Origin of the sequence: Cerasibacillus terrae (assembly GCF_008039555.1) — a bacterium.
Taxonomy (GTDB): domain Bacteria; phylum Bacillota; class Bacilli; order Bacillales; family Amphibacillaceae; genus Cerasibacillus; species Cerasibacillus terrae.
The window spans coordinates 1-1,455 of sequence record NZ_VDUW01000023.1 but is presented as its reverse complement, the minus strand read 5'-3'; the positions used below and the strand labels follow the sequence as shown (position 1 = coordinate 1,455).

The following is a 1,455-nucleotide window of genomic DNA, read 5'->3' as shown; positions in this document are numbered from 1 at the left end:
GATTAAGTCCATATAATTGTGTAAAAAGGGATAAACAAAAAAGGGCCAAATTAATTCCTATGGTACAATGTTTTCAACGACGATAAACATAGTAGGAGGAATTAATAATGACCCATTTACAGTTTAACCTAGATTTCGAAAAAATAAAACAAGAAGTTGTTCAATCTGATTTAAATGATGTTATAAAATCTTCTATCATTCTCTTATTTAACGAATACATGGAAATGGAAAGAAACCAGTATATGAAAAACGCTCCACACGAACGTGATGGGGATAGACAAGATTATAGAAACGGATACTATGAGAGGGATCTGGTTCTCAATGTAGGGAAGGTGAAATTAAAGGTTCCACGCACGCGCAATGGGGGTTTTTCTACTAAGATTTTTGAAAAGTATAAACGTTGTGATAAGGCTTTCTTGCTTTCTATGTTAGAAATGGTGATTAATGGTGTTTCAACACGGAAAGTAACGAAAGTTGTAGAACAGCTTTGTGGTGAAAAGGTATCCAAATCAATGGTTTCTGAGCTTACTAAGAAACTAGATCCTATTGTTAAGAAATGGGCACAAAGGTCTTTAAAACAGAACTATTATAACTATATTTTTGTTGATGCAATGTATATTAAAGTTCGTGAATATCACAGAGTGGTTTCTAAAGCTGTATATATTGCTTTGGGGGTAAACAGCGAAGATAAAAGGGAAATTTTGGGGTTTAAAGTAGCCAATACGGAATCCAAAGAAACTTGGGGAGAGTTTTTCCAATCCTTGAAAGCTAGAGGTTTACAATCACCAAAAATGATTATCTCTGATGCTCATGAAGGCCTGAAAGCAGCGATTATGGAAAGTTTTCTTAATACAAGCTGGCAGCGTTGTACAGTGCACTTTTTAAGGAATATCATTACTACAATGCCTAAGAAAGGTTCAAAGGAAGCACGGGATCATTTAAAGGAAATTTTCAAAGCACCTAACGAGCGAATCTCTAGAATGTTAAAAGATGAGTTCATAGAAAAATATGATAGCGATAATAGGTACGCTAAGGCCATTAAAACGTTGGATGCAGGCTATGAAGATGCAATTCAGTTTTATGCAGAAGATAAAGACACACACGTCCATATCCGAACCACAAATGTTCTAGAACGATTAAATTCCGAAATAAGAAGGAGAGAAAACGTCATACGAATATTCCCCAACGTGGACTCAGCGTTCCGATTAATTGGCGCGGTACTCATGGATTATGAAGAGGAAGTAGATATAGGTGGAAAAAGATTCTTTTATCGGGAAAAAAATTAATGCTGATAAATTTTAAATGAGACTCTGTGGATACAAGAGGGGTATTTTTAGCGCGGAAATTTTATTTGTTTGGGAGGGGTACCCCTCCCAAACAAATAAAATTCAATCATAGATTATAAAAAGTTGAAAACTTGTATTTGGGATTTTACACAGGATTTAGGACTTGACT

1 protein-coding gene is annotated in these 1,455 nt (G+C 35.1%); it reads left to right on the top strand.

The annotated features are described in order from the left end of the window. The first annotated feature begins 107 nt into the window (after positions 1-107). The gene (locus FHP05_RS15080; protein WP_147670793.1) at positions 108-1,286 is read left to right on the top strand and encodes an IS256 family transposase; all 1,179 of its coding nucleotides are present in this window, start codon (positions 108-110) and stop codon (positions 1,284-1,286) included. Positions 1,287-1,455 lie beyond the last annotated feature (169 nt).

Coding starts and splice junctions, on each gene's coding strand:
- FHP05_RS15080 (WP_147670793.1), top strand. CDS start 108: ATGACCCATTTACAGTTTAACCTAGATTTCGAAAAAATAAAACAAGAA.